The 25,528-nt window shown below is 70.1% G+C and carries 22 protein-coding genes, 1 tRNA gene and 1 pseudogene; 9 read left to right on the top strand and 15 right to left on the bottom strand.

What is annotated here, in order from left to right; all coding sequences use genetic code 11:
• Nucleotides 1–124, top strand: a pseudogene (locus ACYVD1_RS26315) (IS481 family transposase); the annotation flags it as partial.
• On the opposite strand, the gene ACYVD1_RS26310 reads toward ACYVD1_RS26315, so the two are convergent.
• Nucleotides 121–1,275 carry an FIST signal transduction protein gene (locus ACYVD1_RS26310; RefSeq protein WP_460777161.1) on the bottom strand — a complete coding sequence of 385 codons (1,155 nt, stop codon included), beginning with the start codon at nucleotides 1,273–1,275 and terminating at the stop codon, nucleotides 121–123. The pseudogene ACYVD1_RS26315 and the gene ACYVD1_RS26310 overlap by 4 nt on opposite strands.
• 116 nt (nucleotides 1,276–1,391) lie before the next feature.
• On the opposite strand from ACYVD1_RS26310, the gene ACYVD1_RS26305 reads away from it, so the two are divergent.
• Both ACYVD1_RS26305 and ACYVD1_RS26300 read left to right on the top strand, forming a co-directional pair.
• Complete coding sequence (locus ACYVD1_RS26305) at nucleotides 1,392–2,786, top strand: sigma 54-interacting transcriptional regulator (protein WP_460777160.1); 1,395 nt, start codon at nucleotides 1,392–1,394, stop codon at nucleotides 2,784–2,786.
• On the top strand, nucleotides 2,786–3,823 hold the full coding sequence (locus ACYVD1_RS26300; RefSeq protein WP_460777159.1) for a VWA domain-containing protein: 1,038 nt from the start codon (nucleotides 2,786–2,788) through the stop codon (nucleotides 3,821–3,823). Before ACYVD1_RS26305 ends, ACYVD1_RS26300 begins: the two co-directional genes overlap by 1 nt.
• A 52-nt stretch (nucleotides 3,824–3,875) precedes the next feature.
• Here the strand turns inward: ACYVD1_RS26300 and ACYVD1_RS26295 are convergent, their stop codons facing one another.
• Both ACYVD1_RS26295 and ACYVD1_RS26290 read right to left on the bottom strand, forming a co-directional pair.
• Nucleotides 3,876–4,688: a GntR family transcriptional regulator gene (locus ACYVD1_RS26295; protein ID WP_460745766.1), complete on the bottom strand. Its 813-nt coding sequence runs from the start codon at nucleotides 4,686–4,688 to the stop codon at nucleotides 3,876–3,878.
• 8 nt (nucleotides 4,689–4,696) lie between these two features.
• The gene (locus ACYVD1_RS26290; RefSeq protein ID WP_460777165.1) at nucleotides 4,697–5,428 is read right to left on the bottom strand and encodes a GntR family transcriptional regulator; all 732 of its coding nucleotides are present in this window, start codon (nucleotides 5,426–5,428) and stop codon (nucleotides 4,697–4,699) included.
• Nucleotides 5,429–5,735: 307 nt separating this feature from the next.
• On the opposite strand from ACYVD1_RS26290, the gene ACYVD1_RS26285 reads away from it, so the two are divergent.
• Entirely contained in the window at nucleotides 5,736–5,984 is a 249-nt protein-coding gene (locus ACYVD1_RS26285; protein ID WP_460777158.1) for a hypothetical protein, read from the top strand.
• A gap of 217 nt (nucleotides 5,985–6,201) precedes the next feature.
• Here the strand turns inward: ACYVD1_RS26285 and ACYVD1_RS26280 are convergent, their stop codons facing one another.
• The 3 genes from ACYVD1_RS26280 to ACYVD1_RS26270 all read right to left on the bottom strand — a co-directional run bounded on the left by ACYVD1_RS26280 (nucleotide 6,202) and on the right by ACYVD1_RS26270 (nucleotide 9,706).
• The gene (locus ACYVD1_RS26280) at nucleotides 6,202–7,362 is read right to left on the bottom strand and encodes a cystathionine gamma-synthase (RefSeq protein ID WP_460777157.1); all 1,161 of its coding nucleotides are present in this window, start codon (nucleotides 7,360–7,362) and stop codon (nucleotides 6,202–6,204) included.
• Nucleotides 7,363–7,468: 106 nt separating this feature from the next.
• Nucleotides 7,469–8,197: an acyltransferase gene (locus ACYVD1_RS26275; protein WP_460777156.1), complete on the bottom strand. Its 729-nt coding sequence runs from the start codon at nucleotides 8,195–8,197 to the stop codon at nucleotides 7,469–7,471.
• A 141-nt stretch (nucleotides 8,198–8,338) separates the two neighbouring features.
• Nucleotides 8,339–9,706 carry a cystathionine beta-synthase gene (locus ACYVD1_RS26270; RefSeq protein WP_460777155.1) on the bottom strand — a complete coding sequence of 456 codons (1,368 nt, stop codon included), beginning with the start codon at nucleotides 9,704–9,706 and terminating at the stop codon, nucleotides 8,339–8,341.
• A gap of 375 nt (nucleotides 9,707–10,081) precedes the next feature.
• Between ACYVD1_RS26270 and ACYVD1_RS26265 the strand changes: the two genes are divergently transcribed.
• The 3 genes from ACYVD1_RS26265 to ACYVD1_RS26255 all read left to right on the top strand — a co-directional run bounded on the left by ACYVD1_RS26265 (nucleotide 10,082) and on the right by ACYVD1_RS26255 (nucleotide 12,962).
• Complete coding sequence (locus ACYVD1_RS26265) at nucleotides 10,082–11,152, top strand: SGNH/GDSL hydrolase family protein (protein ID WP_460777154.1); 1,071 nt, start codon at nucleotides 10,082–10,084, stop codon at nucleotides 11,150–11,152.
• A 46-nt stretch (nucleotides 11,153–11,198) separates the two neighbouring features.
• Entirely contained in the window at nucleotides 11,199–12,419 is a 1,221-nt protein-coding gene (locus ACYVD1_RS26260) for an acetyl-CoA C-acetyltransferase (RefSeq protein WP_460777153.1), read from the top strand.
• 291 nt (nucleotides 12,420–12,710) lie between these two features.
• Entirely contained in the window at nucleotides 12,711–12,962 is a 252-nt protein-coding gene (locus tag ACYVD1_RS26255) for a DUF4287 domain-containing protein (RefSeq protein ID WP_460777152.1), read from the top strand.
• Between the two features lie 194 nt (nucleotides 12,963–13,156).
• On the opposite strand, the gene ACYVD1_RS26250 is transcribed toward ACYVD1_RS26255, so the two are convergent.
• From ACYVD1_RS26250 to pruA, 4 genes are all read right to left on the bottom strand, one after another.
• Nucleotides 13,157–14,086 (bottom strand): Bax inhibitor-1/YccA family protein, encoded by a 930-nt coding sequence (locus ACYVD1_RS26250; RefSeq protein WP_460777151.1) that lies wholly within the window; start codon nucleotides 14,084–14,086, stop codon nucleotides 13,157–13,159.
• 253 nt (nucleotides 14,087–14,339) lie between these two features.
• Nucleotides 14,340–15,668, bottom strand: coding sequence for an RNA-guided endonuclease IscB (gene iscB, locus ACYVD1_RS26245; protein ID WP_460777150.1), 1,329 nt, complete (start codon nucleotides 15,666–15,668; stop codon nucleotides 14,340–14,342).
• 383 nt (nucleotides 15,669–16,051) lie between these two features.
• On the bottom strand, nucleotides 16,052–16,978 hold the full coding sequence (locus ACYVD1_RS26240; protein ID WP_460777164.1) for a proline dehydrogenase family protein: 927 nt from the start codon (nucleotides 16,976–16,978) through the stop codon (nucleotides 16,052–16,054).
• Between the two features lie 196 nt (nucleotides 16,979–17,174).
• Nucleotides 17,175–18,800, bottom strand: coding sequence for an L-glutamate gamma-semialdehyde dehydrogenase (gene pruA, locus ACYVD1_RS26235; RefSeq protein WP_460777149.1), 1,626 nt, complete (start codon nucleotides 18,798–18,800; stop codon nucleotides 17,175–17,177).
• 220 nt (nucleotides 18,801–19,020) lie between these two features.
• Between pruA and ACYVD1_RS26230 the strand changes: the two genes are divergently transcribed.
• Entirely contained in the window at nucleotides 19,021–20,841 is a 1,821-nt protein-coding gene (locus ACYVD1_RS26230; RefSeq protein WP_460777148.1) for a helix-turn-helix domain-containing protein, read from the top strand.
• A gap of 89 nt (nucleotides 20,842–20,930) precedes the next feature.
• Complete coding sequence (locus ACYVD1_RS26225) at nucleotides 20,931–21,308, top strand: DoxX family protein (RefSeq protein ID WP_460777147.1); 378 nt, start codon at nucleotides 20,931–20,933, stop codon at nucleotides 21,306–21,308.
• Nucleotides 21,309–21,474: 166 nt separating this feature from the next.
• On the opposite strand, the gene ACYVD1_RS26220 is transcribed toward ACYVD1_RS26225, so the two are convergent.
• The 5 genes from ACYVD1_RS26220 to ACYVD1_RS26200 all read right to left on the bottom strand — a co-directional run bounded on the left by ACYVD1_RS26220 (nucleotide 21,475) and on the right by ACYVD1_RS26200 (nucleotide 25,454).
• Nucleotides 21,475–21,548, bottom strand: a tRNA-Leu gene (locus ACYVD1_RS26220).
• A gap of 141 nt (nucleotides 21,549–21,689) precedes the next feature.
• Nucleotides 21,690–23,066 carry an NAD(P)/FAD-dependent oxidoreductase gene (locus ACYVD1_RS26215; protein ID WP_460777146.1) on the bottom strand — a complete coding sequence of 459 codons (1,377 nt, stop codon included), beginning with the start codon at nucleotides 23,064–23,066 and terminating at the stop codon, nucleotides 21,690–21,692.
• A 375-nt stretch (nucleotides 23,067–23,441) separates the two neighbouring features.
• Nucleotides 23,442–24,434: a Ppx/GppA phosphatase family protein gene (locus ACYVD1_RS26210; protein ID WP_460777145.1), complete on the bottom strand. Its 993-nt coding sequence runs from the start codon at nucleotides 24,432–24,434 to the stop codon at nucleotides 23,442–23,444.
• Nucleotides 24,431–25,015, bottom strand: a complete 585-nt coding sequence (locus tag ACYVD1_RS26205) for a DUF501 domain-containing protein (protein WP_460777143.1) — start codon at nucleotides 25,013–25,015, stop codon at nucleotides 24,431–24,433. Before ACYVD1_RS26205 ends, ACYVD1_RS26210 begins: the two co-directional genes overlap by 4 nt.
• A gap of 64 nt (nucleotides 25,016–25,079) precedes the next feature.
• Nucleotides 25,080–25,454: an FtsB family cell division protein gene (locus ACYVD1_RS26200; protein WP_460777163.1), complete on the bottom strand. Its 375-nt coding sequence runs from the start codon at nucleotides 25,452–25,454 to the stop codon at nucleotides 25,080–25,082.
• Between the last annotated feature and the right edge of the window lie 74 nt (nucleotides 25,455–25,528).

Raw genomic sequence — 25,528 nt, 5'->3', positions numbered from 1 at the left:
TGAGAGCGAGAAGCGGGAGGCGTTCGGCGAGTGGTTGCACGAGTACAATCACCACCGGTTCCATACCGCCGTTGGCGGTCCTCCCGCTTCCCGCGTACCTAACCTCTCTGGTCAGTACACCTAGGGCGCGAAGGCCAGGAAACAGGCGGTGAAGCCGTGTACGTGGTTCACACCGGCAACCGGGCCGATCTCCCCCGCGGCGAAGAAGCCCGCCACCGGGGCCGCGCCGAGGATACGGCGGACCGCGAGGACGTCGTGGTCGGCCTGGGGGAACAGCGTCTCCCCCCGGCCGTTGCAGGAGAAGAGCAGGCCCGCTCCCACGGCGGTCTCGGCACCGAAGTCGGTGAGCCGACGGGCCAGGTCCTCGTCCGCCGTGCCCGCGTCACGGACCTGGAAACGCACGGTCTGGCCGACCTCGACCATGTCGCCGATGGTGAGCGCCCCCAGTTCTGGATCGGCGCCGTGCAGGGTCCGGATGAGGAAGTCGCCCTGCTCGTGGCGCTCGGCGTACTCGTCCAAGGCGATGCCGATGTGGAGCCCTCGCGCGGCCAGTTCGCGGTCCTCGTCGGAGAGCTCGTCGACCAGCTGCTCGAGTTTCTCGTAGGCGTTCCCGCCCGCCAGTTCCAGCACGAGGTTGCCCTCGGCCTTGGTGATGGTCATGCTCGGCCCCACGGGACGGCAGCCCTGGCTCACGACCGTGCCCAGGACCCCGTCACCCCCGATCAGGACCCCGATGGCCCCGTTGGGCGCCACCTCGCCGTCACAGAAGAGCCGCACGGAGTCCTCACCCCGTATCCCGTCGGCCATCCCGCCGACCAGCGGCAACCCGCCGAGGGCCTCGGTGGTCTCGCGGACGAAGGCCTGGGTGGGGAACTCGTAGGGGTTGGTCAGCAGGATGCCCGCCCGGTCACGCGGGGTCGGCTCACGCATGCCGACCACCGCCAGATGGTCGCCCTCCACCACCGTGTCCAGACGGAAGGGGGTCAACTCGACCCCGGGAAGCCGGGCGCCCCACACGCTGACCGCGCCCTGGCCCTCCACGCCGCGGCCGCCGCCGACCACACCGGTGGCGCTGCACCCCAGGGTGAGCGCCTCACCCGTCAGTTCCATGACCCGCTTGCCCGCGAGCGTGACCTCGTCCGGGTCCGACCCGCTGACGAAGAAGCAGACCAGGTCGGCCGGGCCGTCCATCTGCTCCAGGGCCTGCAGGACGGCTCGCTCGGCCGCGTTCACGAGGTCGGCCCCTGTCGTCAGAGCATCGCCGAACCTAGCCACCAGCTGCCACCCCCGCCTTCGTGGGAACCTTGCCGTCCCATTCTTCCATCCGTACTCCAGACAGGAGCTTTCCTCCTGCTGGCCACTCAAACGCCCGTAGCCCTACACTCCGAGTCGTGACCCCTTTTCCCCGTACGCGCGACGCGCTGCGCGAGTCCGGCCACGTCCTCCGATCCACGGCCGAGGAGGTTCGGGAGAACCTCTTGGCGCGGATGGGATCCGGGCGGGCCCGCTTCCCCGGGTTGCACGGTTTCGACGCCACCGTGCTGCCCCAGCTGGAGCGCGCCCTGCTCGCCGGACACGACCTGGTGCTGCTGGGTGAGCGCGGCCAGGGCAAGACACGGCTGATCCGCACGATCGCCGGGCTGCTCGACGAGTGGTCACCAGCCGTCGCGGGCTGCGCGGTCAACGACCACCCCTTCGCCCCTGTCTGCCCCACCTGTGCGCGCCGTTCGGAGGACGAGGACCTACCGGTGGTCTGGCGCCACCGGGACGACCGCTACGGGGAGAAGCTCGCCACGCCCGACACCGGCACCGCGGAGCTGGTCGGGGACGTGGACCCGGCCAAGCTCGCCGAAGGACGGTCCCTCGGCGACCCAGAGACCGTGCACTACGGCCTGCTCCCCCGGGCCAACCGGGGCGTGTTCTGTGTGAACGAGCTCCCCGACCTGCCCGCCCGCGCCCAGGTGGCGCTGTTCAACGTGCTGGAGGAGCGCGACCTCCAGGTACGCGGGTACACCCTGCGCCTTCCGCTGGACCTGCTGCTGGTGGCCAGCGCCAACCCTGAGGACTACACGAGCCGGGGCCGCATCGTCACCCCTCTCAAAGACCGCTTCGGCGCCCAGGTGCGCACCCACTACCCGCCCGAACTCGACGACGAGCTCGCCCTGATCAGGCAGGAGGCGGTCCTGCCCGCGGGCACGACCGTCCCCTCGCACCTGCTGGAGACCGTCGCCCGGTTCACCCGGCTCGTACGGGCCTCCAACAAGGTCGACCAGCGCTCGGGGGTGTCCGTGCGCTTCGCCGTGGCCGCGGCCGAGACCGTGGCCGCCTCGGCGCTGCGCCGTGCCGCACTGGCCGGGGAGGAGATCCCGGTCGCGCGCGTCTGCGACCTGGTGGGGGTGGCCGAACCCCTCCTGGGCAAGGTCGAGTTCGAGACCGGAGCGGCCGGGCGGGAGGGGTCCATCCTCGAGATCCTGCTGCGCCGGTCGGTCGCCGAGACCTTCCGGGACCGGCTCGGCGGGGCCGACCTGGAGGCGCTCACCGACCGGTTCTCCGGCGGCGGCACAGTGGAGACCGGCGACCTGGTGGGCGCCGCCGAACTGCTGCACCGGGTCGGTGCGGTCCCAGGGCTTTCCGGACTGATCGAACGGGCGGCGCCCGAGGCGGTCGACGGCCCTCCCACCCCGGGACTTGCCGCCGCGGTGGTCGAGTTCGCCTTGGAGGGCCTGTACCTGGAACGGCGCTTGGGCAAGGACGCTCTGCCGGACGGGGGTGTCTACCGCTTCTGATGTGGTTCCGGTACCGGGCGTACACGGGTGGCCCCGACCCGCTGGCGGATCCGCACGCGGACGCCGTGCCCGTCACTGAGCTCACGGAGGCGCCCGCCGGGACCTCGGGGACTGGCGGGACGTCCGGTACCGGCGGGTCCCACGGTACCGACGGGGACGTGGGGCTGTGGGCGCCCTCGGCGGCCGAGGACCACGGGCTGTCCCCGGGCGAACTGCGCCGGTTGGGCGAGGCGGCGTTGGGCGAGATCGAGGCGGCACGCAGGACCGCCCCAGGAGACCACTGGGGCGGCACCGGGGACGGAGGCGACCCCACCGGGGCGAGCGTGCCCCACGACGGCCTCGACCGGCCCCTGGACGCCGTCGCGACCCTGCGCGAGGCGGCGCTGCGCCGGGCCTCGGCCGGGTCGGGCTCCGACGACGCGTTCGGTGCGGCCGCGCTGCGGGCGGAGGACGTACGGTACGCGGAGACCGAACCCTCGGGGGCGGCCGCCGTGTGCCTGCTCGTGGACCTGTCCCACTCGATGGTGGCCCAACGCCTGCACGAGGCTGCGACCCGCACCGCGCTGGCACTGCACACCCTGGCGCGGACCCGCCACCCCGAGGACCGGGTGCTGGTGATCGGATTCGGTGACCGCGCCCGCGAGATGACCCCCGCGGACCTGGTCGAACACGACTGGCGGCCGGTCCCCGGCACCAACCTCCAGCACGCGCTGCTGCTGGCCAGGCGGTACCTGCGCCGCCACCGCGGGCTGCGGCCGGTGGTCCTGGCGGTCACCGACGGCGAACCCACCGCGCACCTGGACGAGGAGGGCGAGGCCCGGTTCTCCTGGCCGCCCCTGCCGCGCACGGCCGAGGTGACCGCCGCCGAACTCGACTCCGCGGTGGGTGAGGGCGCGGAGGTGACGTTCTTCCTGCTCGCGGAGGCACCCCGCTTCCAAGAGCTGCTGGCGGGCCGCCGGAGTGTGCGCGTGGTGGGCGCCGACGCCGAGGCTCTGGGGCCGCTGGTCGTCGAGCGCTACCTGCGGCGGCGGGACTGAGCGGCGGCAGGGCTCGGGCGGCGCCGGTTCCGGACAACGGCGGGCCGGGCGCTCAGCGCTCGAAGATGTTGACGTCCGAGGCCAACAGCATCAGTTCCTCCGGGGCGTCGCCGCCCGAGTAGAGGAGCTGGTGGCGGTTGGCGGGCATGAGCGTCTCAGTGAAGCGCAGCGGTCGCTCACCGTCGTAGGACACACGTTCCTGGACCAGGAGTGGGATGCCGGGGCCCAGACCGAACGAGTCGGCCTCGTCCTGCGAGGGCATCCGCGCACCCACGATGTCCCAGTTCCACCGCTCTCGGAAGCCGAGCTCGCGCATGGCCGCGCTGACACCGCCCTCCAGGTGGTCGGGGGACATGAGCGCCGTGTTCTTGGCGATGCTGAAGGGGAAGTAGGTGACTTGCGACTGCCAGAGGCTGTTGTCGACGAAGCGGTCCGAGGAGCGGATCACGACCAGGCCGCCGTGCGGGCCCTCCTCGTCGGAGTCGTGGCGCAGCCGCTTGGCCACTTTCGGCCGCATGGTGTCCAGGCTGACTTTGATCTTCTCGTCGCTGTTGGGGTAGCCGGCCATCTCGAGCCTGGGCTGGTAGCCCGCTTCGAAGCGCTCGGAGTCGGTGCCGCCGGAGATCGGCGTGGCCAAGTGGATGATCGGCTGGTGGTCGGCGACGTAGGCGCCCCGGCCGACCTGGATGACGATGCGGCCCTCGTCCTGGAGGATGCGCATCCCCAGGCGCGCGGTGGCACGCGAGACCCGGAGATCCCCGGCGAGCTCCTCCTCGCCCGGCAGTTTCTCGCCCGGCTGGTACTGGCCCTTGGCGAGTGCCTCGCGCAGGTAGTCGGCCACCACGGTCTTCTTCGTCGTACTCATGCGCTGTTTCAGTCCCGGTAGTAGGCCTGGAGGTTGCCGTGCTCGAACTGATAGCGGATGCTGTGCCCGGCATAGACAGTGTGCACCAAACGGATGGGCCGGTCCTCCGAGTAGTCGGTGCGGTTGACGTTCAGCACCGGCACCCCCGGCGGTAGTTCGAGTTGGGACGCCTCCTGCGGCGTGGGCATCCGGGTCTCCAGTTCGTCCACGTACCCGGCCTGGCGGTGGCCGTGCTCCATGAGCTCCACCAGCGCGCTCTCCACGTCCTCTGGCAGCATGAGCGGGGTCCCCTGGACCAGGTCCATCGGGTAGTACGCGGAGCTGATCGAACCCGAGCGCTCCCCGGAGAACCGGTGCATGCGCCGGACCACCGTCATGTCGCCCTCCGGTACCCGCAGTCGGCTGGCGATGTCCGGGGTGGCGCTGAGCAGCTGGAGCTCCTCCAGATTCAACCCGCTCATGTTGGATTCGTTGAGCCCGCCGGGGCCGCCCTTGCTACGGGTCGCGTAGAAGATCTCGGGGACCACGTCCTGCACGAAGTGCCCGCGCCCGGGCCTGCTGACGATCAGCCCTTGGTTGCGCAACATGCCCAGGGCCAAGCGGATCGTGTTGCGGGAGGCTTCGAACCGCTCCTCCAGCTGCTTTTCCGAGGGGAGCTGACCGCCCAGGGGCAGGCTGCGCTCGTGGATCTCCCGACTCAGCGCTCGAGCAATCTGTCGGTATCTGCTTTCCGCCCGCATAAGTCCGCCCTCGTGGGGGTAAAAGACCAACAAGCTAGCTTGTTGGTACAAGCTGAGTGGTTCACCAGCAAAACAGGTACAACCGGTTCCGTTGGACCCATCTTAGATGAAGGCCACCCTCAGTACATGGTGGATCTGCCGTTGAGACACCGAAAACGGAGAACATGAGACCCCGACGATCACCAGCGCCCCACCAGGAACAGCAGCACGAAAGAGCAAGGACCTAGTGAGACAGATTCCACCACCCCCTCGGTTCGCAAGGGGGCCGACCAAGACCTGACGGACACACCCCCGAGGAGAGCACGACATGGAGACCACGTTCATGATCCTCACGTTCGCCGGACTCGCCCTGATGGGCCTCGCGGCGGGGTTCTTCCTCGCCATCTCCATCGGCATCCGCCGACAGGACAACCGCGGCCGCTACCGCTCGCTGCGGGAGGACGACAACGACAGCGCTCTCTCCCACACCGGCCGACTCGTCTGCGGACTGCGCTTCCGCGCCGACGAGGACGACGACGGGCTCCCGGCGCAGGACCGCACGCCCACCGCGGCCTGATCCACCGGAACCGAAGACCCGCTCACCACGCAGTACACGCAACACAGTGGCAGTGCGCCGCGACGGGCCCGGCAACGAGGCCGGAAGACCCGCGCGGCCAGGGCACGCCAGCACGGAGACCCCGCGCTCACGGCGGATCGGCAGCACCGACCAGACGAACGCACACGGGGACTCCCCGGCACAGGCCCCATACCGCACGGGCTCCCTTTCGAAGGGCTCAGCCCTCCAGGGCTTGCAACAGGTCCGCGACCAGGTCGTCACCGGACTCGATACCCACGGAGATCCGTACCAGATCGGACGGAACCTCCAGCGCGGACCCGGCGGTGGACGCGTGCGTCATCCGCCCGGGGTGCTCGATGAGGGACTCCACCCCGCCCAAGGACTCGCCCAGGGTGAACACCTTGGTCCGCTCACACAGCTCGAGTGCCGCCTTCTCCCCGTCGCGCAGAGCGAAGGAGACCATCCCGCCGAAGGAACGCATCTGCCGCTCGGCGATCTTGTGCCCCGGGTGACCGTCCAGCCCGGGGTAGTAGACGCGCCGCACGGCGGGGTGCCCGGTCAACGCGGTCACGACGCGCTCGGCGTTCTCGCTGTGGCGGTCCATCCGCACCCCCAGAGTCTTGGCCCCGCGCAGGGTCAGCCAGGAGTCGAAGGGACCCGGAACGGCACCCATGGTGTTCTGGTGGAAGGCCAGCCGCTCGCCCAGCTCGGCGTCGGCCACGACCAGCGCTCCCCCGACCACGTCGGAGTGGCCGCCGACGTACTTGGTGGTGGAGTGCACGACCACGTCGGCGCCCAGCGTGAGCGGCTGCTGGAGGTAGGGCGAGGCGAACGTGTTGTCGACGACGTGGAGGGCGCCCGCGTCGTGGGTGATCTGGGCGACCGTCTCGATGTCGGTGATCCCGAGCAGCGGATTGGTGGGCGTCTCCGTCCACACCACCTTGGTGTTGGGGCGCACCGCGTCGCGGACGGCGTCGGTGTCGGCCTGGTCGACCGCGTCCCAGCTCACGCCCCAGCGCTCGACCACCTTGGAGATCAGGCGGAAGGTGCCCCCGTAGGCGTCACCGGGGATGAGGATGTGGTCGCCAGGGGCGAGCACCGTGCGCAGCAGGGTGTCCTCGGCCGCCATGCCGGAGGCGAAGGCCAGACCGCGCGACCCGGCCTCCAGGGCTGCCAAGCACTCCTCGAGCGCCGTGCGCGTGGGGTTGGCTGTGCGGGAGTACTCGTACCCCTGCCGCATCCCGCCCACGCCGTCCTGGGCGTAGGTACTCGTCTGGTAGATCGGCACAACCACGGCTCCGGTGCCGGCGTCCGGCTCCTGCCCCGCGTGGATGGCCAGCGTCTCGAACCCGTCGAACTTCTTCCCGTCGAACTTCATGTGGCCACAATAGCCCCCGGAATCCACCCGGGAACCGCTGTCAACTGGGAGGTCTCACACCTTGGACAGGGGTCGGGGCCGCGCCGCGGGCCTCCTCGGCGGCTGGCTACGCGGGCGGGAAGTGCCGGCGCGAACCCGGCTCCGGCGGATCGGCGGGTACCTCGGAGGGCAGGCCGTTCACCGGGGTGGGCACCCGCGTGGGTGTCCCCGTCTCGCGCATCGGCGGGTCCCAGCCCATTTCGGGGTCGTACCCGCGGACCACCTTGCCGGGGATGCCCGCGATGACGGCGTAGTCGGGGTAGTGGCCCGGACGGACCACGGTCCCCGCGGCGACCACGGAGTTCCTGCCCAGGTGGACCCCCGGCAGGATCACGCAGTTGGCGCCGAGCCAGGAGCCGTCGCCGACGCTCACCGGGTCGTCCACGGGCCACTGGAGGCCGACGGGGATATCGGTGTTCGCGTAGGCGTGGTTCTGGTCGGTGATGTAGACGTAGGGGCCGGTGTAGACGTGGTCCCCGAGGTCGACGGAGCGGTGGGCCACGATGTGCGAGCCGCGGCCGATGGCGCAGCCGGAGCCGATCCGCACCACGGTCTCCTCGCCGAGGTCGTAGTCGGGCCCCATACCCGCGGCCAGGGTGATGTCACCGCCCAGGACGGTGTGCACCCCGATCTCGATCCACGGCTCCCCGTAGAGCGTGGCCGTGGGGAAGGAGATCGCCGACCCCTCGCCGAAGCGCGCGAACTTCCGAGCGGCCTTGGAATCGGATCGGATCGTCGCGTGGCTCCGTGCGTACGACCAGACGGAACGGATGATCCAGGACAGCAGCCGTGACACGCGTGCACCCACTTATTACCCGGCAGTAATACTGACGCGAACAGTAACAGTGTCCGAGTATGCGCCATAGTGTCCGGTACCTGAACACCGGGGCCCGAACGGCGCTCGGTATGAGCAGGGTCCGGGCCCCGGAGGTTCGGATCAGCCCGACAGGTGGGCCAGCAGGTCCTGCCTGGTGAGAATCCCCACCGGCTTGCCGTCGCGCAGCACGACCAGCGCCCCGGAAGTGCGCAGCAGACGGACGCAGTCGCTGACCGGGGTGCCCGTACCCACCGTGGCCAGCGGCTTGCCCATGTGGGTCTCCACCAGGTCGTCCAGCTCGGCGCGGCCGTCGAAGAGCGCGTCCAGGAGGTTGCGCTCGGCGATGGAGCCCACGACCTCGGCCGCCATGACCGGCGGCTCCTCCTTCATCACCGGAAGCTGGGAGACGCCGTACTCGCGCATGATCGCCACGGCGGTGCCGACCGTCTCGTCGGGGTGGCTGTGCACGAAGTCGGGCATCTCGCCCTCCTTGTCCCCCAGCACCTGACCGGCCGTGGCCTCCTCCGTCTCGGCGGACAGGAAGCCGTAGTCGGCCATCCACTCGTCGTTGAAGATCTTGCCCAGGTAGCCGCGGCCGCCGTCGGGCAGCAGGACCACCATGACGTCGTCGGGGCCCAGGTCCTTGGCCACGTGCAGGGCCGCCTCGACCGCCAGACCGCAGGAACCGCCGACCAGGAGGCCCTCCTCCTTGGCCAGGCGGCGGGTCATCAGGAACGAGTCCTTGTCGCTGATCGGCACGATCTCGTCGCAGATCGCCGTGTCGTAGGTGCCGGGCCAGATGTCCTCACCGACACCCTCCACCAGGTACGGGCGCCCGCTGCCGCCCGAGTACACGGAGCCCTCGGGGTCGGCCCCGACGATCTGCACACCGCCCTCGGAAGCCTCCTTGAGGTACTTGCCGGTGCCGCTGATGGTCCCGCCGGTGCCGATGCCCGCCACGAAGTGCGTGATCCGCCCCTCGGTCTGGTCCCAGATCTCCGGGCCGGTGGCGTGGTAGTGCGACTCCGGGTTGTTCTCGTTCTCGTACTGGTTGGGCTTCCAGGCGCCGGGGATCTCCGCGGCCATCCGGTCCGAGACCGAGTAGTAGGAATCGGGGTGGTCGGGGGCGACCGTCGTCGGGCAGACCACGACCTCGGCCCCGTACGCGCGCAGCACCGAAAGCTTGTCCGGACCGACCTTGTCCGGGCAGACGAAGATGCAGCGGTAGCCCTTCTCCTGCGCGACGAGGGCCAGGCCGATACCGGTGTTGCCCGAAGTCGGTTCGACGATGGTGCCACCCGGCTTGAGTTCACCGCTCTTCTCCGCGGCCTCGACCATGCGCAGCGCGATACGGTCCTTCACCGAGCCGCCCGGGTTGAAGTACTCGACCTTCGCCAGGATCGTCGGGGCCAAGCCCTCCGTGACTTTCCGGAGGCGGACCAGCGGAGTGTCCCCGACCAGGTCGATCAGTGAGTCGTGTACCCGCAACTTTGCTCCTTTGCATAGTGGCGACCGGGTCTTCGGCCCGCCGGTATCGCTTCCCCGGTGGGGCCCGGGGCGGGTGGGACCGGTCCGGTCCCCCACACCATGACTCTAACCTCACCAACCAGCGCGTTCGGCGCGCCTGCGGAGGGTGTAGACCGGTCCGGGACGGCGCAGCCCCGCGGGTGGAAACGGCCCCCGCGTGCGGATCCGGACCGTTCCGCCCACGCGTGTCTTGGGTGTCTCCGGAGCGCGGATTGTGTCCCGCCGGGCTACGTGACCACGGGGTCCCCCGCCGGTAACGTCGGCAGGGAGTGTTCCGGCGCCATCACCGGCCCGCCGCCACCGGGCGGACGGATCCGACGCTTCGGGGGAGTACCGATGCTGCGAGCCGCACGAGCGCGACGCATCGCGGCCGCAACCGCGTTCGGCGGGGGCGGACTCACACTCGTGGGCGGGGGCACCCTGGCCCTGCTCTACCTCCAGGCGCGACTCGCCAGACGCGCCGTGGGCAGCACCGACTGGCAGCGGCCCCAGGCCGACGGCACCTACGGGGACGGCGACGGACCTCCCCTGAGCTTCCTCATGCTCGGCGACTCCACTGCGGCCGGGTTCGCGGTGGAGCTGGCCCGGCAGACCCCAGGTGTGCTCGTGGCCGCGGGGCTCGCGGCCGCCACCGACCGGCCGGTGCGCATGCGCTGCACCGCCACGCCCGGAGCCACCTCCGCGAACCTGAAGGGCCAGGTGGAGCGGGCAGGGGTCGGTCTCCCGGGGGCCGGCTACGACATCGCGGTGATCTTCATCGGCGCCAACGACGTCATCCGCCGGGTCCGGCCCAACGACGCCGTCGCCGCGCTGCGGGAGGTCACCGGGGACCTCGTCGGCCGGGGCACCCCGGTCGTGGTGGCCACCTGCCCCGACCTCGGCACCGTCCGCTCCATCGGCTGGCCCCTGCGCTCGGTGGCCCGGCGCGCCTCGCGGCAACTGGCCGCAGCCCAGACGATCGCCGTCACGGAGGCCGGCGGCCGGACGGTCTCGCTGAGCGACATCCTCTCCGACGATTTCCGGTCCGACCCGGTATCCATGTTCGGGCCCGACCGATTTCATCCGTCAGCCCGCGGGTACGCGCAGGCCGCGTTCGCCGTCCTCCCCTCCGCCTGCGCCGCCCTGGGACTGCTCCCCGAGCTCGACGAAACCGAGCGGACCAGGGGCGTCCTGCCCGTCGACCGCGCCGCCGTCGTGGCGGCCGAGACGCCGGGCACGGAGGTGTCGCGCGCCGCTGACCAGGGACCTGCCGACCACCGGGCCGGCTGGGCCGCGCTCGTCCGAGGCCCCTTCCGGTCCCGCGGAACGCCGCCGCCCACACCCTCGGACGGCTCTGAGGAGACCGGCGACCAAGCGGACGCGCCAAGGCCGACCCCGGGTGGCGCGCGGGAGCGCCCGACAGGTTAACTGGTCAGTAACAAGACCTGCCGTGACCCGACCAAGGACGAAGAACATGCCCGAAGCAGTCATCGTCGCCACCGCGCGCTCCCCGATCGGCCGAGCCTTCAAGGGCTCCCTCAAGGACCTGCGCCCGGACGACCTCACCACCCAGATCGTCAGCTCCGCCCTGGCCAAGGTGCCCGAGCTCGACCCCAAGAGCATCGACGACCTCATGCTCGGCTGCGGTCTCCCCGGCGGTGACCAGGGCTTCAACATGGCCCGCATCATCGCCGTTCAGCTCGGCCTCGACACCGTCCCGGGCACCACCGTCACCCGCTACTGCTCCTCCTCCCTCCAGACCACCCGGATGGCCTACCACGCCATCAAGGCGGGCGAGGGCGACGTGTTCGTCTCCGCTGGTGTGGAGACCGTCAGCCGCTTCGTCAACGGCAGCAGCGACAACCCGCAGAACGAGAACCCGCTCTTCGCCGACGCCAAGGCGCGCACCGAGAAGCGCAAGGAGGGCGGCCAGGGCGTCTGGACCGACCCCCGTGAGAACGGCGACCTGCCCGACGCCTACATCGAGATGGGCCAGACCGCGGAGAACGTCGCCGAGATCACCGGCATCTCCCGCCAGCGCCAGGACGAGTTCGCCGTCCGCTCGCAGAACCTCGCCGAGAAGTCGATCGACAACGGCTTCTGGGAGCGCGAGATCACGCCGGTGGCCCTGCCCGACGGCACCGTGGTCAGCACCGACGACGGCATCCGCCGCGGCACCACCTACGAGAAGGTCTCACAGCTCAAGCCGGTGTTCCGCCCCGACGGCAGCGTCACCGCCGGCAACGCCTGCCCGCTCAACGACGGCGCCTCCGCGCTCGTCATCATGAGCGACACCAAGGCCAAGCAGCTGGGCATCACCCCGCTGGCCCGCATCGTGTCCACCGGCGTGACGGGTCTGAGCCCCGAGGTCATGGGCCTCGGCCCGGTCGAGGCCTCCAAGCAGGCCCTGGCCCGCGCCAACATGGCCGTCGGCGACATCGACCTGGCCGAGATCAACGAGGCTTTCGCCGCGCAGGTCCTGCCCTCCGCCGACCAGCTGGGCATCGACGTCGACAGCCAGCTGAACGTCAACGGCGGCGCCATCGCCGTCGGCCACCCGTTCGGCAGCACCGGCGCCCGCATCACCGGCACCCTGCTCAACGGCCTCCAGTTCCACGACAAGACCTTCGGGCTGGAGACCATGTGCGTCGGCGGCGGCCAGGGCATGGCCGCCGTGTTCGAGCGCCTCAGCTGATCCACTGCCCCATACGGGCTGAGACCGGCACGGAGGGGCCTCGGACCGCGGGTTCGGGGCCCCTTTCGTCATGCCTCGACCCGGTTGCGGACCCCCTGCACCCCTTGTCCGGACCCACCGGAACACGCGCTCCTGCGCGTCGGGCCGTGCCTCTACCGGCTACGGGTGTTCCCCGGGGAAACGTTCTCGCACTGGCAAGGTAAAAGCTGGTGACCGGGGCTTGTCCAAACCGTGATCCTGATGCAGGGTCGCAGGTAAGTGCCACACGCCGAACGCACTGCGGAGGTGCCTATGTCGGTAACCCACTCGCCGGAGATCCACGCAAAGCTCATCGAACGTATCCCGGTCGTCACCGGCCGAGGACTCCACGAGTGGTTCGACTCGCTCGACCAGGGACCCGGCCTCGTGCGCCCCGCCGACCGGACACGCTGGCTGGCTGACGAGTACGACCTCACCCACGGCTACGCACAGGCCATCGTCACCGAATACGACCGCCGCCGCAGGAACCGCAACATCCCCGCGCCGCGCCGCGGGATCGCCTGACCGGACCATCCTTCGCCCGCATGGGCCGACGCGCACCGCACACCCGGAACGGGGACCGCCAACGGCGGCCGGTGCGAGGGCGCGCGGCGGCATGCCCGGCCACGACACGACGGAGGGGCCGCCCCCCGGGAATACCCGGGTGACGGCCCCTCGACACGCGAAGGTGTACCTGAGGAGGCCGTGCCCCTCGTCCGCTAGTCCGCGAACATCGTCTTGATGATCCAGAGCAGGCGCAGGATCTCGATGTACAGCCAGACCAGGGAGACGGTCAGGCCGAAGGCGAACTGCCAGGCGAACTTGTTGGGGACACCGGCCGCGATGCCCTCCTCGATGCCGCGGAACTCGATCGCCAGGGTCAGGGCGGCCAGGACCACGAACACGATGCCGATGCCCAGACCCAGCCAGGTGGGTTCGCGCAGGCCGATGCCGCCGGCCATGAAGAAGCTGGCCACGAAGTTGATCAGCATCAGCGCCGCGGCGCCCATGACGGCGTACATGACGGCCTTCATGAAGCCGTCGGTCACCTTGATGATGCGGTACTTGTACAGCGCCAGCATCACGGCGAAGACCGCGACGGTACCGATGACGGCCTGGGTGACCAGGGTCAGACCGGCGTCCGCGTCGCCCAGGGTGGCCGAGAGGGAGGTACCCAGGACGGCGGAGAGACCGCCGACGAGGAGACCCTGCAAAGCCGCGTAGACGAGGATCGCGACCGGGTTGGTGATCTGCTTGAACGCGATGACCAGGCCGAGCACGAGCCCGCCCAGCACACCGACGATCATCAGCATCATGGCCATGCCCGCGTTGGCGAAGTCATTGGCCGTGTAGAGGAGGTAGTTGATGACGCCGAAGAGGGCGACGACGCCCAGGGTCATGCCGGTGCGCATGACGACGTCGTCGATGGTCATCGGCTGCTCGGCCGAGGCCTGCTGGGGGTAGCCGGGCTGGGGGTACCCCTGCTGGGGGTAGCCCTGCTGGCCGTAGGGCTGCTGCGGGTACGGCTGTCCGTAACCCTGCTGCCCGTAACCCTGCTGACCGTAACCGGGCTGTCCATAGCCCTGTTGAGGGCCGGACTGCTGTTGAAGCGCCCGCTTGAGGACGGGGTTGGAACTCCGCATCCGCATGTCTAGTAAAGGCCTTTCACGCGTGGATTGCTGCCCACAAGTTAACGTACCGGCTCCGGCGCGGGTTCCTGGGCCAAGGTCACCGTTGCGAAACAGCCGCAGAATCGCTCGGGATAAGCCCCCATAAATGGCGCAGGTCACAATGCCGGGAGCGGAAAGGGCCCGCACCCGTGTCACCGGTGCGGGCCGTTCGGGGCGGATCCGCTCCCGGACCCCTCGATCATCGGTTTGTTGGGCGTGGAAACCCGGTCCTTCAGGGCCGGGAGGAAACGCCCTGCTCCTTCCGCATCGTGTAGGCATAACCGTCGGCTCGCTGGAGCAGACGAACGTACCGGTGGTTGACGCCCTGGACGGTGCCCTGGGCGGTGGTGATGTTGAAACTCCCCGAAGCGCGCACGGCGACCCGGCCTGTGTGCGTCCCCTTCTTCTTCCCCTTGGGGACTACCGCGCGGACCAGATCACCGGTGGCGAAGGAGAAGAAACGCTTGGTGCGGGGCAGCCGCAGCCGGGCGAAGCCGTGCTTGTCGGTCCGGGTACGGGCGTATGAGCCCCGTCCCGCACACCCGGCCACCAGGACCGCCTCCACGGTCTGGGTGATGGTCTCGACCTTGCCCACGGCCACGGCGTCCAGGGTGTGGGACTTGGGCAGCCGGTTTCGGGTGCGGTTGAATTTGGTGCGCCCACCCGAGCCCACGCGGGTGGGCAGGCGCTGGTCCGCGGCCCGCCAGAGCGCCCACCGGGTGGACTGCGCCGCGGCCGCATCCCGCAGCGGAGCCTTGGCTTGGGCCAGCACCCGGGACAGGACACGCTGGTTGGTGACGAACTCTTCCACGGGCCGGTTGCCCTTGGCCTGGTTGCAGGGCACACACGCCAGGACCAGGTTGGAGAGGCGGTCCGAGCCACCCCGCGAGCGCGGGTGGACGTGGTCGATATTGAGCGGGGTGTTCGTGGCCCCGCAGTAGACGCAGGTGCGGTCGAACGCGGCCAGCAGGTACTCGCGCACCTCGAACCCGTGCAAGGTCCCCTGCTGGTACTCCACCCCCTCCAACGGCTTGCCCGCGGACAGGGCGTGGGTGTCGAAGGCGACCCGTTCCACGTGCACCGCCCGCACCGGAGCCCACCGGGCGAGCCGCTCCACCCACGAGGTGGTCGTCTCCACCCGGTGGCGCAGGGACGGGGCCAACCATCCTGGGGGTCGGGTGCGGTTGGCGAACCGGGGCGTGCGGTAGCGCAGGTTCGCGCCACGTCGCCTTCGCCGGTAGGCGGAGCGCTGGCCCATCTTCTTGCGGATCTGGGCGCCGCGGTGGTCGAGCTGGAGGCCGTAGCGGCCCCGGCGCTCACCGGCCTGGGCGGTGAACACGGCGACGCCGGTGTGCTTCGAGCCCGGGTCGATACCGATCTCCACCCCGTCGACTTCGGACTCAGCGCGCGTGCGGTCGGTCAGCCTGATGGTGAAGGGGGTGTGGCGGTGCACCACCGCGCGTTTCTTGGCTAGGAGCTTGCGGGCCCGGGCGGGAGGGCACGGTTGGAGGGGGACGTGGTGTTTGTCGAGGACGAACACGGATGGGTGGGTGGTGCGCACCTCACGGTGCTGCTCCCCAACCCCGGCGGGGTTGGGGGTGGCGCCACCGGTACCGGGTGAGGTGCCGGTGGTCTCCCCTCGACCATGTCCCGCACCGGGTACCACCGTGTGGTGGTGTCCGTGCCCCGTTTCGTTCCCGATCCGGGGGGGGTGTCTGCTGGCACGGATTCCAGAGGGAAAAGGGCTGCGCCGGAGGCATCCGTTGAGGGTGGTGGAGGGCGACGGGCGGGCCGCTGGGGAAGCACGGCTTGGTGGGTCTGCTCTCCTGTGCGGAACGTAGCCATCGAGGTCACCTCCTCTAGGGTGATGGCTGGGTCTGGTAAAGGCGGCCTTCAACCGCGTGGGTTGAAGGCCCGGTCCTTCGGGACCGGGATCCCTTTACGTCAGTTGCGGCTCACAAGGGAACGTGCGAGGAACAGCATATTGGCCGGGCGCTCCGCGAGGCGGCGCATGTAGTAGCCGTACCACTGGTCGCCGTAGGGAACGTAGACGCGCACGCGCTTGCCCTCGGCGGCCAGCCGGACCTGCTCACCGTCCCGGATGCCGTACAGCATCTGGTACTCGTAGTCGTCCGGGCCGCGGCCGTTGGCGGCGGCCAGCTCACCGGCGATGGAGACCATGCGCGGGTCGTGCGAGGCGACCATCGGATAGCCCTCGCCCTCCATCAGGATGCGCAGGGAGCGCACGTAGGCCCGGTCCACCTCGTGCTTGTCCCGGAAGGCCGCGGACTCGGGCTCGTCGTAGGCGCCCTTGCACAGGCGCACACGTGAACCGGCCCCGCTGAGGTCGCGGCAGTCGGCCTCGGTACGGCGCAGGTAGGCCTGGAGCACGGCCCCCACGAACGGGAAGTCCTCACGCAGCTCCCGCAGGATCCCCAGCGTGGAGTCGGTGGTGGTGTGGTCCTCCATGTCCAGCGTCACCGTGGTACCGATCGCCTTGGCGGACTCGGCGATCAGGCGCGCGTTGTCCAGCGCGATCTTCTCGCCGTCCCGGTTCAGGAACTGGCCCACCGCGGAGAGCTTGACCGACACCTCGGCACGGTCGCCCAGCCCGGCCTCGCCCAGGGCGGCGAGCAGGTCCCGGTAGGCGTTCACCGTGTCCGCGGCCTGGGACAGGTCCGTGGTGTCCTCACCGAGGAAGTCCAGGGTGATGTGGCGGTCCGTGGCCAGCTCCCCCACGGCGGGCAGGGCCTCCTCCAGGTTGGCGCCGGCGACGAAACGGCTGACCATGGCCCGTGTCATGGGAGTGCGCTCGATGACCTCCCGGCAGGTCGCGGACCTGGCGGCGAGCAGCAAGGGCTTGCGAAGCATGGTGACCTCGGAGAAGACGTGCGCGAGCCGACGGGCTGGCGCGGACGAAGAGCGCGGCCGGTCGGTGCCGCCGACCGCTTCAGTGGGTTCCTCGGGGGGTCGGGGCCGCTGGAGCGCGGCCCCGGGTGGCTCGCGCACCCCCTCAGGACGGAGGAGGGGGTACGCGGCCGGGGCTGCCCCGGACGGGGCGGCGGAGCTACCCCTGGTGGGGGTAGGAGGACTCGGTCGGCGCGACGAAGGTCTCCTTGATGGCGCGCGGGCTGGCCCAACGGGACAGGTTCTGGGCGGAACCGGCCTTGTCGTTGGTACCGGAGGCGCGGGCGCCGCCGAAGGGCTGCTGGCCGACGATGGAGCCGGTCGGACGGTCGTTGATGTAGAAGTTGCCGGCGGTGAAGCGCAGGGCCTCGGTCGCCTTGGCCACCGCCGCGCGGTCGTTGCCGAGGACGGCGCCGGTCAGCGCGTACGCGGAGCCCTCGTCGACGATCTTGAGGACCTCGTCGAACTTGTCGTCCTCGTAGACGTGGACGGCGACGACCGGGCCGAAGTACTCGGTGCGGAACACGTCGTTGGACGGGTCCGTGCCCTCGATGATGGTCGGGCGCACGAAGTAGCCCACCGAGTCGTCGGCGGTACCGCCCGCGATGATGTCCAGCGTCGGGTCGGACTTGGCGTCCTCGAGGACCTTGGACAGCTTGTCGAAGGAGCGGCGGTCGATGACGGCGCCGACGAAGTTCGACAGGTCGGAGACGTCGCCCATGGTCAGGGCCTCGGTCTCAGTGACCAGGTCGTCGCGCATCCGCTCCCACACGGAGCGGGCCACGAAGGCGCGCGACGCGGCGGAGCACTTCTGGCCCTGGTACTCGAAGGCACCGCGCACGATGGCGGTGCGCAGGACCTCCGGGTCGGCGGAGGAGTGGGCGACGATGAAGTCCTTGCCACCGGTCTCGCCCACGATGCGCGGGTATGAGCGGTAGTTGGAGATGTTCTCGCCGACGCTCTTCCACAGGTGCTGGAAGGTCTGGGTCGAACCGGTGAAGTGCACACCGGCCAGCTCCGGATCGTTCAGGGCGATGTCGGAGACGGCGAGACCGTCACCGGTGACCATGTTGATGACGCCCGGGGGCATCCCGGCCTCCTCCAGGAGGCGCATGGTCAGCTCCGCGGCGAACTGCTGCGTCGGGGACGGCTTCCACACGACCACGTTGCCCATGAGGGCCGGGGCGGTGGGCAGGTTGCCCGCGATGGCGGTGAAGTTGAAGGGGGTGATCGCGTAGACGAACCCCTCCAGCGGGCGCTGCTCCATCCGGTTCCACACGCCGCGCACGCTCAGGGGCTGCTGCGCCATGAGCTGGCGCGCGTAGGAGACGTTGAAGCGCCAGAAGTCGATGAGCTCACAGGCCGCGTCGATCTCCGCCTGCTGGATGGTCTTCGACTGGCCGAGCATGGTGGCCGCGTTGATCGTGGCGCGCCAAGGACCGGCGAGCAGGTCGGCGGCGCGGAGGATGATCGCGGCGCGGTCGTCGAAGGACATGGCCCGCCAAGCGGGCGCGGCGGCCTTCGCGGCGGCGACGGCGTCGCGGGCGTCCTGGTGGGTGGCGTTGCGCATCGTGCCCAGGACGGACGCGTGGTTGTGCGGCTGGACGGCGTCGACCGGGTCACCGCCGCCCATACGGCTCTCGCCGTTGATCCGCATCGGCAGGTCGATGCTCTCCCGGCCGAGCTCCTCGAGCTTGGCGACGAGTTCGGTGCGCTCCGCGCTCCCTGGCGCGTAGGAGAGGACGGGTTCGTTCACCGGCAGCGGGACGTTGGTCACGGCGTCCATGGGCACCTCCCTGGAAAGAATGTCCCTGAACGAGCAGGGTTGGCTGATTCAACCGTCCCAGAACAGCGCCCCTCGAACCTTGTGGGACGGGCCACTCTTTGCCAGCCTTATTTGTTCACTAGGACAAGACGAGGCATTCATGGACGCATGGCCCCCCACACCCCGACCTCGCCGTTCCAGTAGTGTCATGCACCGTAAGCAAACGGTGAAGGACGCCAACATGCCTGGTCAACAGGGATCAGAAAGCTCTGAGAGCACAGGACTCCCCCTACGTCGCCTGCTCCTCGCCCTCGGCGACCCCATCGTGGACGTCGCCGCGGCACCCGACGGGCTTGATGTTCAGGTGGACAACGTGGTCATCCTCGACCCAGAGGACCGGGGCGAGGCCCGCGAGGGCGACCTGGTCCTGCTCATCGGTGTCCGCGGCGGTGCTGCCCGGCGCCTGGTGCGCGTTCTGGCCGAACAGGGCGCGACGGCGGTCGCGGTCAAGACCAGCGGGCACGCCCAGCCCGAAGAGGTACTCCCGCCCCCCAGCGACGCCCGGGTTCCCCGCCCGTCCCGCACCGGCGGGCACGACGAGCTGCGCGGGCTCCGCGCCCAGGCACAGGAGAGCGGTATCGCCCTGCTCGCGGTCCGGCCCGAGGTCCGCTGGGACCAGTTGCAGTCGGTATGCCGGAGCATCGTGGACGACGCCCGGCTGACGGCGGCCGAAGACCTGGGGGAGGCCACCGGCGACCTGTTCTCCATGGCGCAGACCATCGCCCAGCTCACCGGCGGTCTGGTGAGCATCGAGGACTCCGCGAGCCGGGTCCTGGCCTATTCCAGCGGCGCCGAGGTGGACGAGCTGCGTCGGCTCTCGGTCCTCGGCAGGCAGGGCCCCGAATCCTACCTGGCCCTGCTGCGCGAGTGGGGCGTGTTCACCAAACTGCGTGCGGGCGAGGAGGTCGTACGGGTCGAGGAGCACCCCGAACTGGGCATCCGCCGACGCTTGGCGGTCGGGATCCACGCCGGACACCAGCCCTTGGGCAGCATCTGGGTCCAGGAGGGCTCCCACCCCTTGGCCCAGCACGCCGAGGAGGCTCTGCTGGGCGCGGCCCGCACCACCGCGCTCCAGATGATCCGCCAGCGCACCCAGACCAGTGCCGGGCTGCGGTTGCGCGAGGACCTGCTGTCCAGCCTGTTGGAGGGGCGGATCGACGCGAGCGCGCTCGCCGACACGGTCGAGGTGCACACCGACCGGGCCGCGCTGGTGGTCGCCTTCTCCCTCAGCCAGCCCGCGGGAGGGGGCCCGGCGGGGGCCGCCGGCGAGGTCGCGGAACCCGAGGGCGGTGAGGCTCCGGAGCGCCCCGACCGGCCGGAACGGGAACTGCGGCGCCGCCAGCTGATCGACCTGGTCTCGGTGCACACCGCCGCCTACCGGCGCAGTTCCCTGGTGACCGAACTCGACGGGCGCGTGTACGTGCTGCTGCCGGATCTCGCCCGGGCACCTGGCAAAGACGGTTGGCGCGGGGTCGAGCAGTCGGTTCTGGCCCTGACCCGTAAGACGGTGGGTGCGGCCCGGGCCGCGCTGGGCCTGTACGTCCAGGCGGCCGTGGGCTCACTGGTGGAACGGCTGGGCCACGTACCCGACTCCCGTGCCGAGGCCGACCGGGTGCTCGACGCGATGAGCCGCGACCTGGTCCGGGAGACCGACTGGGAGGTGGCCACCATCTCCGACGTGCGCTCCCGGGTACTGATCAGCGAGACCCTCGCACACCTGCGCGCCGACCCGTCGCTCCGCGACCCCCGGGTCATCAGCCTGATCGAGTACGACCGTGCCGGCGGCGCCGACCTGGTGCACTCGCTGCTGGCGTACCTGGAGGCCTTCGGCGACGCCCGGGCGGCAGCCGAGCGCCTGCACATCCACCCGAACACCCTCCGCTACCGCGTCCGCCGGGCCGCCTCCGTGAGCGGTATCGACCTGGGAGACCCGGGCGAACGGCTGTTCACCCAGCTCCAGCTCCTGATGGAGCAGCAGGGGCCGGGCTCAGAAGAGGTCTAGCCGACCGGTGTCACGTCGCAGGCGGCCGGACCGTCAGAACGGTAAGGAGACCGGGACCAGGCCGATCACGTGAGCGAGGAAACGCCGACATGAGCCTACAGATCTCCGCGCTCGAGGCCGGGCTGTTTGTCACCACCGTCCTCTGCGTCCTCGTCAACGGGATCGAGGTGGCGGCCAAGGCGGTGCGGGCCCGCTTCGTCATGGCCAACTCGGCGGAAGTCGGGATCGCGCCGCGCTGGATCCCGTACCTCGCGGTGGTCGAGGGGGCCGGTACAGCGGGGCTCGTTGCCGGACTCTTCGGGCTACCCCTCGTCGGCCTGGCGGCAGCAGCGGGGCTGGTCGTGTTCTTCGCCGTCGCGGTGCTCGTCCACGCCAGGGCACGGGTGTTGCACAACATCGCCTTTCCCGCGCTTTTCCTGTTCCTCGCTGTGGGGTCAGCGGCGTACTTCGCCTTGGTCCCTACCTGAGCAGTCTCCCTACCTGAACAGTCAGGGGGTTAGCGGCGCCGGAGAGGTCGGGGACCTGGCCGCGGCCGAGGCCCACCTGCGCCCTAACGGGGTGCCGTTCGAGCGCACAGGCGACACTGCAGTGGCGCCGCCGTGGCCTTCCGGGCCGCTGACGCGGTGGTCTGAGTACCCCCGGTCGGACTCGAACCGACACTTGTGACCCTTTTAGGGGGCCTGCCTCTTCCATTGGGCTACGAGGGCGTGCCCATCCTACCGGCCGGGGCGATTGCCCACTTTGGTTCGCCTTGGCCGGATGGGGACACGAAACGACCGGCTTCCTCAGGAAACCGGTCGTTTCGTACACCCCGAAAGGAGGTGCGGGCCGTCCGCCCGCGTGTCGGGTCAGCTCACCCGGCGCAGGTGACCGTCCTCGACCTGCGGGTAGCTGGCCTCTTCGAAGGCCTGGCGCGGGTCCGACATCTCCGGGAGCGCGGCGAAGTCGCGGCGCAGGAAGAGCGCGAGCGTCCAGTCGGAGAGGACACGCAGCTTGCGGTTGAAGGTCGGCACCGCGAGCAGGTGGTACGCGCGGTGGGCGTACCAGGCCAGGCGGCCGTTCAGCTTGATCTTGCCGAACAGCTGGGCAGCGCCCTTGTGCAGGCCGAGCCCGGCAACCGCGCCCAGGTTCTTGTGCTGGTAGGCCTTGAGCTTGCCGTTGCGCAGCGTCGCGATGACGTTGTCGGCGAGCACCGGCGCCTGGCGGACCGCGTTCTGGGCGTTGGGCGGGTAGAAGCCGCCGTCGCCGTCGGGCACCTGCGCGTTGTCACCACCGGCGAACACGTTGTCCGTGCCGTTGACGGTGAGGAACTCGCTCGTGTCGACGTGGCCCTTGGGCCCCAAGGGCAGGTCGCTGGCGGCGACGACCGGGCTGGGCTTGACGCCCGCGGTCCACACCAGGGTGCCCGCGTCGAACTCGGCTCCGTCGCTGAGCTTGATGCGCTGGTCGACGGCGGATTCGAGGAAGGTCTCGAGCCGTACGTCGATGCCGCGGCGCCGGAGCTGGTTGAGCGCCTTGCCGCCGACCTCCGGGCCGACCTCGGGCAGGATCTTGTCCGCGGCCTCGATGAGGTAGAAGTTCACATCCTCGAGGTCGATCGAGGGGTGGAGTCGGACCGCGTCGCGGACCATGTCCTCCAGTTCGGCGACGGCCTCGGCCCCGGCGAACCCGCCGCCGACGAACACGAAGTTCAGCGCCTTGGCGCGAACTTCCTTGTCCTCGGTGGAATCGGCGATGGTCAGCTGGTTGAGCACGTGGTTGCGCAGGTAGGCCGCCTCTTCGACGGTCTTGATCCCGATGCCCGACCCGGCCAGGCCCGGGATGGGCAGGGTGCGCGAGACCGCGCCGGCCGCCATCACGAGGTAGTCGTAGTGGAGCGTCTCCGGCTCACCGACGTTGGGCTCGTAGCGGACCGTGTTGTCGGCGTGGTCGATGCGCGCCACGCGGCCGCCCAGCACGCGGACCCGGCTGAAGGCCTTCCGCAGCGGGACCACGACGTGGCGCGGGGAGATGTTGCCCGCGGCCGTCTCGGGCAGGAACGGCTGGTAGGTCATGTAGGAGTTCGGGTCGATGACGGTGATACGGGCTTCACCGGACCCCAGCTTCTTCTCCAGCCGCCTCGCGGTGTACATCCCGAGGTAACCGCCGCCGACGATGAGGATGTGCGGGATCTCCGCCTCGTCCCCGCCGCCGTGTACCAGCCGGTAGTTCCTGCTCTCGGTCATCGCATTTCCGCCCTAACGGTTCTTCTGTGGCGCCCTTTCCCAAGGGCCGCGAAGGTTTTCACGGTCTTCGGTGACCCGCGCCGGTCGGCGCCGGTCCCCTCTGAGCCGTGGTTCTTACCCCGGCTCCTGCTGGAAGGTGCTTGTGCATTCTTTCACAAGCCCCTACCTACAGGAAGGTTCACATCCGCCTACCTTCAGACCACCCCTCAGCTCAGACGAAGAGTGTTTTCGCAGGTCAGATGGGTTGTGAATGCTTTCACAAGAGTCGCACGGGTGATGCGTCTCACCGAAGGACCCCGGTGCGGCCCTCCCGAAAGCCCCTTCGGTCAGGCCCGAAGTCCCCTACCGGGAAGTCGCACGGTCGTCGGGTCCGTCTTACCCCGGACCGATGAGACTCCACGCAACACCGTCGAGGATGTCCTGTTCACTCGCGGTGAAGTGGCCGGCGCCCGTACGCGCCAGCACACGGGACAGCACCAGAGCGCCCGCGCCGATGACGTCCACCCGGCCCGGGTGCATCACACCGATCTCCGCCCGCTCAGCATGCCGCGAGGACAGCAGGTCGCGGGTGATCCGGTCCAGTTCCCGCGCGCTCACCCTCGTGTGGTGGATGCGCTCGGAGTCGTAGTCGGGCAGGTCCAGGGCGATCCCGGCGACCGTGGTCGCGGTCCCGGCCACACACACCACCGAACCGGCCTCCCGCAGCGGGACGACCTTCTCCACCTCGTCCAGGGCCGAGTCGATATCGGCAGTGGCCGCCTCGACCTGCTCCTCGGTGGGCGGGTCGTCGCGCAGGTGGCGCTCGCTCATCCGCACGCAGCCGATGTCCACCGACAGGGACGCCCGGACCAGGTCCCCGTCCTCGCCCTGGCCGCCCAGCACGAACTCCGTGGAGCCGCCGCCGATGTCGACCACGAGGAAGGGCGGCGGGAAGTCCCCGTTGGCTTCGCCGTCGGCCGCCGCGGCCTCAAGCTCGGCCGTGGCGCCCACGAAGGACAGCTCGGCCTCGTCCAGGCCGGTGACCACCTCGGGCTCCACACCCAGGATCCCGCGGACACCGTCCACGAACTCCTGCCGGTTGCTGGCGTCCCGGGTCGCGCTGGTGGCGACCATCCGCACCGAATCCGGGCCCAGCTCGATCCCGTGCGCCTCAATCGCCTCCGCGAACTCCCGCAGCGCCGCGAAGGTCCGCTCCAGGGCCTGGGGCGCGAACGCGCCGGTCTCGTCGACGCCCTCGCCCAGCCGGACGATCTCCATACGCCGGTCGGCGTCGACCACCTGCACCTCGTCACCGTCCACAGCGACGACGTCGGCGATCAACAGCCTGATCGAGTTGGTTCCGCAGTCGATCGACGCGACACCGCTCATGAACCGTCCGTCCCTTCAGCGCCCTCGGGGGCGTCCTCGTCCACGCACACACACGGACCCTTCTCCCACCATTTCGGGAGCTCCTCCAGGGCCTGGGAACCGAAGGGGTTGGCCCCCGGCACGGCCAGCTCATGACCGACCAGCGCATGCAGGCACTTGACCCGGGTGGGCATACCACCGGTGCTCTGCATCCCCTCGGGCAGCGGCTCCAGTCCGTCCACACGCGCCTGCTCGGCCCGCTCCGCGAGGTAGGACTCGTGGGCCTTGGTGTAGGCGGCCTGGAGTTCCGGGTCCCCGCCCAGACGCTCCTGCATCTCACGCATCCGGCCGTCGTTCTCCATCCGGCCGATGGCGGAGGCGGCGCGCGGGCACGTCAGGTAGTACAACGTCGGGAAGGGGGTGCCGTCTTCCAGGCGGGGAGCGGTCTTCACCACGTCGGGCAGGCCGCAGGGGCAGCGGTGCGCAACGGCGCGCACGCCGCGCGGTTGACGGCCCAGCTGGAGTTCGATCGCGGCGAGGTCCCGGTCGGACGCGGGACCGCCGTCGGTGTGCCCCGGAACGGGCTGATGTGCGGAAGTCATGACCCACACAGCATAGGCGCTGCGCAGGGCGGAGCGGCCACCGGGCAAGCGCCCGAGAGGCAGGTCAGAGGCCGTCGTCCACCTGGGGGCTGTCGGCCTCCTCCACCGAGCGCCACAGCTGCGCGAACCACGGTTCGGCGGGCTTCTCCGGGTCCGCGTCCGCCTCGCTCTCCGTATCGGGACGGATGACGATGTAGGCGGTCTCGTCGGGGTACTGGTAGTGGAGCCGGGAGCGGGCCTCGCGCTCCACGTACTCGTCCTCGCGGAGTACCTCCTGGCGCTCCTCCAGGTAGGCGACGTTCTCCTCCATGCGGGCGCTCTCGTCCTGGAGTTCCGATATCTGGGACCGCTGCATGATGTACTCCCGCAGCGGATAGGCCAGGCTCAGCGCGATGGCGCAGACGACGAGGGCGAGGATCGCCGCCCGGCTGGTGAGCATGGGCCGCACCTTTCCGGTACGGCCCATGCCGGAGTCCTTCGTGCCCGACCGCACAGCGCCCGTGGCGCCGCGCT

It is taken from the genome of Nocardiopsis nanhaiensis (genome assembly GCF_054778635.1).
Note: the sequence above shows the minus strand (reverse complement) of the source record. Positions and strands in the feature narration are given on the sequence as shown.